General features: G+C 73.5%; 8 protein-coding genes. 3 read left to right on the top strand and 5 right to left on the bottom strand.

Going from position 1 to position 6,231, the window contains the following annotated elements; genetic code table 11:
- From ACTUAL_RS00220 to ACTUAL_RS00210, 3 genes are all read right to left on the bottom strand, one after another.
- The coding region (locus ACTUAL_RS00220) for a hypothetical protein (RefSeq protein WP_440898833.1) at positions 1-205 on the bottom strand (205 nt) is incomplete at its 3' end.
- Positions 206-208: 3 nt separating this feature from the next.
- Complete coding sequence (locus ACTUAL_RS00215) at positions 209-412, bottom strand: ArsR family transcriptional regulator (protein WP_440898832.1); 204 nt, start codon at positions 410-412, stop codon at positions 209-211.
- 97 nt (positions 413-509) lie between these two features.
- On the bottom strand, positions 510-1,472 hold the full coding sequence (locus ACTUAL_RS00210) for a DMT family transporter (protein WP_440898831.1): 963 nt from the start codon (positions 1,470-1,472) through the stop codon (positions 510-512).
- Between the two features lie 11 nt (positions 1,473-1,483).
- Here ACTUAL_RS00210 and ACTUAL_RS00205 point away from each other — a divergent pair, with 11 nt between their 5' ends.
- Positions 1,484-2,335: a LysR family transcriptional regulator gene (locus ACTUAL_RS00205; RefSeq protein WP_440898830.1), complete on the top strand. Its 852-nt coding sequence runs from the start codon at positions 1,484-1,486 to the stop codon at positions 2,333-2,335.
- A 93-nt stretch (positions 2,336-2,428) separates the two neighbouring features.
- On the opposite strand, the gene ACTUAL_RS00200 is transcribed toward ACTUAL_RS00205, so the two are convergent.
- Positions 2,429-4,009 (bottom strand): methyl-accepting chemotaxis protein, encoded by a 1,581-nt coding sequence (locus tag ACTUAL_RS00200; protein WP_440898829.1) that lies wholly within the window; start codon positions 4,007-4,009, stop codon positions 2,429-2,431.
- 107 nt (positions 4,010-4,116) lie between these two features.
- Positions 4,117-4,659 (bottom strand): MarR family winged helix-turn-helix transcriptional regulator, encoded by a 543-nt coding sequence (locus ACTUAL_RS00195; RefSeq protein ID WP_198320478.1) that lies wholly within the window; start codon positions 4,657-4,659, stop codon positions 4,117-4,119.
- A 111-nt stretch (positions 4,660-4,770) separates the two neighbouring features.
- Between ACTUAL_RS00195 and ACTUAL_RS00190 the strand changes: the two genes are divergently transcribed.
- A complete protein-coding gene (locus tag ACTUAL_RS00190) occupies positions 4,771-5,193 on the top strand; it encodes a Rid family hydrolase (RefSeq protein WP_440898828.1) in 423 nt (140 codons plus the stop codon).
- Positions 5,194-5,601: 408 nt separating this feature from the next.
- A partial coding sequence (locus ACTUAL_RS00185) for a transposase (protein WP_440898827.1) occupies positions 5,602-6,231 on the top strand: 630 nt, incomplete at its 3' end.

Raw genomic sequence — 6,231 nt, 5'->3', positions numbered from 1 at the left:
CCAGCGCGCACGGTGAGGCCGCCACCAGCACCGTGATCGCGGGCACGAGCGGCTTCGCGCCCCGGTCGGCCAAGCGCTGCCCGACGCCCTTGCGCTCCTGGGCCTGCTCGACGACGTGCGCGATCCGGGCCGGCGAGGAGTCCGCCGCACAGGGTGTCCGCCGCCGCCTCGCGGGGTCACGCGGCCCGCAGCACGCGTCCGACATCCCTCACGCCTCAAAGGCGGCGCGCTCGCCCAGCACCGCGGTGACCAGCGCACGACCGCGCGCGGTGAGCGGGTGCATGACCAAGCGCCCGTCGCGCCGACCGGCGACCAGGCCCGCGACGCGCAGCTGCCGCAGGTGGTGCGAGACGAGGTTCTGCGCCTGGCCCACCACCCACGCCAGGTCGCAGGCGTCGCGCTCGTCGGTCACATCAACGAACTAATAGGGATCGACAGGAACGGGCAGCGCCCCTCGCCGTCCTGGTGGGCGTCCCGGCGCCGCACGGGTCGCCGCGCGCGAGCACCGGCTACCGCCCCGCCCCCACCTCCACCCCCGACCGCGCCCGGACCGGCCTGCGGCTGAGCAGGATCCCGCCGATCACCACCGCGCCGCCCGCGACCGTGTTCCACCCCACCGGCTCCGCCAGCAGCAGCGCGCCCAGCGCCGTCGACCACAGCGGCGTCACGTACGTGACCGTCGACGCCACCGTCGGCCCCGCCTCGCGGATCAGGTCGAAGTTGAGCACGTACGCGTACCCGGTGCCCACCGCGCCCAGCACCACCAGCGCCAGCACCACCGGCGCGCCCGGCAGCACGAGCGAGTCGGACAGCAGCGGCGCCGCCACGAGCAGCTGGAGCGTCGCGCAGGTGATCTGCGCCGCCGACAGCGCGCTCGCCCGGTGCGGCCCGCCGGTCAGGAACCGCCGGGTGTACGCGAACCCCGCGCCGTAGCAGGACGTCGCGGCCACGCAGGCCAGCCCGCCGACCAGCACGTCCCCCTCCCGCCCCCGCCACGCGCCCAGCAGCACCAGCACCCCCGCGAACCCCAGCAGCAGCCCCGCCAGCCTGGTCCACGTCACCCGCTCCCCCGGCGCCACCAGCAGCGCGAACGCCAGCGTCGCCAGCGGCGTGGTGGCGTTCAGCGCCCCGGCCAGCACCGAGTCCACCTTGGACTCGCCGAACGCCACCAGGGTGAACGGCACCGCGTTGAGCAGCACCGCGACCACGGCCGCGTGCCCCCACGTGCGCGCGTCGCGCGGGACGTCGGCGCGCTGCGCCAGGCAGATCAGCCACAGCGCCAGCGCCCCGAACAGGCAGCGCAGCAGCGCCACCTGCACCGGCGGCACGCCCGCGTCCACCGCGACCTTGATCAACGCGAAGCTGCTGCCCCAGATCGCGGACAGCAGCACGAACTTCCCGGTGGTCCCCACGCCGACGAGCATCACCCCGTGCCCCATCATGAGTCCAACAAGTGCCCGCCCGTCACCCATGAGAGGCGTTCATGGCCCTGAACTTCGCCCAGCTGCGGGCGTTCCTCGCCGTGGTCGACGAGGGCGGCTTCGGCGCCGCCGCCGACGCGCTCGGCCTGACCCAGTCGGCCGTCTCGCACGCGGTCGCCGCGCTGGAGCGCGTGCTCGGCCGCGCGGTGCTGTCCCGGCGCGGGCGCGCCGCGCCCACCGCGTTCGGCTCGGAGCTGCTCGCGCACGCCCGCAGCGCGGTCGCGGCGGCCACCGCGATCACCGACCTGGCCGAGCGCGACCGGGGCGGACCGCGCGGCACGGTCCGCATCGCCGCGCCGCCGACGGTGTGCCAGGGGCTGCTGCCCGAGCTGCTGGACCGGTGGCGCGCCGAGTTCCCCGGCGTGCAGGCGCGGGTGTTCGAGGGTGACGACGACGAGATCGACGAGTGGCTCGCGGACGGCACGGTCGACGTCGCGGTCCGGGTCGACCCGCCGCCGGGCGCGGGCGTGCTGCTGCGCGAGGACGCCTTCCACGCGCTGCTGCCCGCCGACCACCCGCTGGCCGGGCAGCCGGAGGTGGGGGTCGGCGAGCTGGCCGACGACCCGTTCCTGCTCTCGCGCGGCTGCTGCGAGCACCGGGTGCGGCAGGCCCACGCCGGTCACCCGTTCGCGCCCCGGCACCGGGTCAGGGAGCTGGGCACGCTGCTGGCGATGGTCCGCTCCGGCATGGGCGTGTCGCTCGTGCCCGGACTGGTCGGCGCGATGCTGCCGCCGGGGCTGGTGGTGGTGCCGCTGCGCGAGCCGGTGACCCGCAGGCTCGTGCTGACCGGCCCCGCCGACCGCGACTGGCACCCGGCGGTCACCGCGCTGGTGGACTCGGTCCGCGACGGCTGAACCCGGCCGCGCGAGGACGCGGCCGGGTTCATGTGGGGGCGGCCCGCCCCGCGCCGGGTCACGACGCGGGACGGGGCCGAATCCGTGGGTCCCTCAGTAGCGGAAGGAGTCGATCAGCTCGCGCAGCCGGGTGGACAGCCCGGCCAGGTCGCCCGCGGTCTGCTCGGCGGACTGGGCGGCCCGCTTGGTGTCGGCCGTGACGCCGACGACCTCGGCCAGCTGCCCGCTGATGCGCGTGGTGCCGCCTGCGGCGCGGTTCAGGTCCGCGGTCATGGACTGCGTGGTCGCGCTCTGCTCCTCCACCGCCGAGGCGATGGTGTTCTGGTAGTCGTTGATCTTCTCGATGACCGCGCCGATGCCCGAGATGGCCTCGACGGCGGCGCGCGTGTCGTGCTGGATGACCTCGGTGCGGCGGCCGATCTCCTCGGTGGCCTTCGCGGTCTCCTGCGCCAGGTCCTTGACCTCGCCCGCGACCACCGCGAAGCCCTTGCCGGACTCGCCCGCGCGGGCCGCCTCGATGGTGGCGTTCAGCGCCAGCAGGTTGGTCTGCTCGGCGATGGCGGTGATCACGGAGACCACGTTGCTGATCTCCACCGACGACGAGTCGAGCTTGGCCATGAGCTGGCGGGCCTCGGCGGCGGACTGCACGGCGTTCGCGGCGACCTGGGCGGCCTCGGCGGCGCTCATGGAGATCTCGCGGATCGCCGCGCCCATCTCCTCGGCGCCACCCGCCACGGCCTGCACGCCGTCGCTGACCTCGCCCGCGGCCGAGTCGATCTGGCCGACCCGGTCGGAGGCGCGGTCGACGCCGCCCGCCAGGTCGCGGCTGGTGCCCTGCAGCGCGGTGGAGCGCTCGGACAGCTCGCGGCTCGCGGCGGCGAGGGTCTGCACGGTGCCGCGCATCTTGGTGACGGCGGTGTGCACCGAGCGGGACATCTCACCGATCTCGTTGGAGCTGGTGTCGGCCTCGCGCTCGCTCAGGTCGCCGTCGGCCAGCGCGGTCACCACGTCCTGCAGCGCGCGCAGGCGGCGGGCCTGGACGCGGGACACGGCGAGCGCGAACCCGGCGGCCAGCAGCACGCCCGCGATCAGCACCAGGACGATCGCCAGGCGCGCGCTGGAGGCGGCGTCCTGGGCTGCGGTGGCGGCGGAGGTGGCGTGCTCCTGGGTGAGGGCGATGGCCTTGTCGAGGTTCTCCAGCGCCTTGGCCAGCGCCGGGTTCAGCGTGCTGCTGCGGAACGCCTCCCACTCGGCGATCTTGCCGTCGTTCTTCAGGGCGGAGGACTGCTTGCGCAGCTCCATGTAGTTCGCCCAGTCCGTCGCGAAGGTCGCCATGGCGGCGCGCTCGGCGTCGGTGACCGGCATGGTCGAGTACTCGTTCAGGCGGGTGGTGACCGCCTCGTAGTTCGTGGCCGACTCGGCGCCGTAGGCCTTGGCCTTCTCGGCGTCGGAGGCGGTGAGGTTGGACAGCGACGCCCAGCGGCCGTGCCAGATGAGCTGCTGCATGTCCTTGACGGCGGAGAGCGGCAGCAGCGCCTCCTGGTGGATCGCCTCGGCCTTCGTCGCGGTGTTGGACGTCTCCACGACCCCCACCGCGCCGATGGCGACCGCTACCCCCAGCGCCACTCCCGCCGAGGCCAGCAGGCCTCCCCTGATGCTCAGCGAACGCAACACCGGCTCCTCCTGTACCCGCTTATGACCTGTGCCACCGAGCTTCGGCACGGCGGGGGGCGGGCTGAGGGGTTTTCCGCGGAGATCCGGGTGAGCGTGGTCCGCGGGGATCAGGCCAGGTCGACCGGGCGGGCGCGGAGCTTGGCGGCGATCTCGGCGAGGGAGCGCTGCTCGTCGGCGGTGAGCGGGTCGAGCACCAGCTCGCGGACCGCGCGCAGGTGCGTGGGCGCGGCGGCCCGGACCACGGCGAACCCGGCGTCGGTGAGGGCGGCGAGGGTGTAGCGGCCGTCGGCCGGGTCGGGCGAGCGCTCGACCCAGCCGCGCTGCTCGAAGCGCTTGACGACGTTGGACAGGCGGGACAGGGAGCCGTTGGCGAGGTAGGCCAGCTCGCTCATCCGCAGGCGGCGGTCGGGGGCCTCGGAGATGTGGCTGAGGGTCAGGTACTCGAACAGGGTCAGCCCGGCCTCCTGCTGGAGCGGGGACTCCAGCCTGCCGGGGAGCAGGAGCACGAGGGAGACCAGGGCGGTCCAGGCCTCCTTCTCACCCGCGTCGAGCCAGCGGGGCTCCCAGACGACTTTCCCGTCGTCGTACCCGTTCGGGTTGCCAGGTCCCTGAGCTGCGGTTTCCCCGCTCTCCGAAGTCTCACCCGCCATGCCGGGAACTCTACCGACCCCGGATGACTTCACACGTGAACCAAAACAGTGGTAGTTTCACTTCAAGCGTGAACCCAACCAGTGACCAGCGATCGACAGGAGCCCTCTTCCATGAGCGCGACCTTCAGCGTGACCCCCGGTTACGGCGACCGGCAGCTCACGACCATGCGCTACAGCCAGGCGGTGCGCGTGGGCGACCGCGTCGAGACGTCGGGCCAGGGCGGCTGGGACGACGACTGGAACTTCCCGGAGTCCCTGGAAGCCGAGATCGTCCAGGCGTTCGACAACCTGGAGCGCACCCTGGCCGAGGCGGGCGCGACGTGGGCGGACGTGATCGCGGTGGACTCGTACCACGTGCCGGAGCCGGAGGCGGGGAACTTCCTCGGCGAGACCCACAACAGAGTGATGGTCGCCCAGTTCCACGCCCGCCTGGGCGACCGCGCCCCGATCTGGACGTCCCTGGGCGTGGCGGCGCTGGGCGCGCCGGGGATGCGCGTGGAGATCCGGGCGACGGCGGTGGTCAAGGGCGACTGAGGAGACGGCGCACCGATCCCGGCACCCAGGCGGGGCACTGCCGAGGCGGCCGGTGAGCCTTGGCCATGCCACTCGCCACCAGGAGGCAGCCATTCCCCCACCACGGCCACCACAGGTGGGGCACAGCCACCGCGCAGTGAGGTGACCTCAGCAAGGTGTCAGGAGGGTGATCCCGTGGCGTTCACAGCAGGCGGCAGACCGGTGTTCGCCGGGGGGCAGGCCAGTACCACGGCGACGATCCGGGTGAGTGCACGGGAGGGCTGGCGGTGTTGTGGCGCAAGGCTTTCCAGCGGCCGACCGCGAGGTGCGGTTCGGGGTGATCACGCCACCGTGACATCGGACTCTGCTCTAGGAGCTGTCTGAGGTTCGGATCTACCGGCCCTGTGGAGCACTGGTAGAACACGGGGTGTGGCGCGTTTCGCTCTGACCGATGCCGAGTGGGCGTTGATCGAGCCGCATCTGCCGGTGGCTGCGACCGGACCGTTGCCGCGTCGGGTGCGGGAGCGGTTCAACGGGATCCTGTGGCAGTTCCGCACCGGGCCGGGCTGGCGCGACGTGCCCAAGTGGTACGGGCCTTGGTCCACCGTCTACTCCCGGTTCGACGCCTGGGCGAAGGCGGGGGTGTTCCAGACGCTGGTGGACGCGCTGATCGCCGAGGCCGCCTCCCGAGGCGAGATCGGTCTGGAGTTGGTGAGCGTGGACTCCACGATCGTGCAGGCGCACCACGAATCGGCAGGGCTTGCGATCGCCGGGGAGACCCTCGACGCTCTGAAACAGGCGCTGACCGAGGAAAAAGGGGCTCCGTTGCCCACCCAGCGGAGCGTGCTGCGGGTGGTGCGCCGCAAGCAGCGCCGGACACCGCCGACGCGGGCACGTCTGCCGGTCGGGACCGTGCCGCCCTCCGGCGGCGGCGGAAGGCGCGGGCTGCGGCGGCCGAGCTCGACCGGATCCGAGTCCCCGGCCCGACCGGCCGCCACCGCGCCCGTCCGGGCGCGGTGGCCGCGGACAAGGCGTACTCCTGCAAGGCCAACCGGGCCT

The organism is Actinosynnema sp. (genome assembly GCF_052038725.1).
The sequence above is the reverse complement of the archived record's forward strand: the minus strand, read 5'-3'. Positions and strand labels throughout refer to the sequence as shown.

Coding starts and splice junctions, on each gene's coding strand:
- ACTUAL_RS00205 (WP_440898830.1), top strand. CDS start 1,484: ATGGCCCTGAACTTCGCCCAGCTGCGGGCGTTCCTCGCCGTGGTCGAC.
- ACTUAL_RS00190 (WP_440898828.1), top strand. CDS start 4,771: ATGAGCGCGACCTTCAGCGTGACCCCCGGTTACGGCGACCGGCAGCTC.
- ACTUAL_RS00210 (WP_440898831.1), bottom strand. CDS start 1,472: ATGGGTGACGGGCGGGCACTTGTTGGACTCATGATGGGGCACGGGGTG.
- ACTUAL_RS00195 (WP_198320478.1), bottom strand. CDS start 4,659: ATGGCGGGTGAGACTTCGGAGAGCGGGGAAACCGCAGCTCAGGGACCT.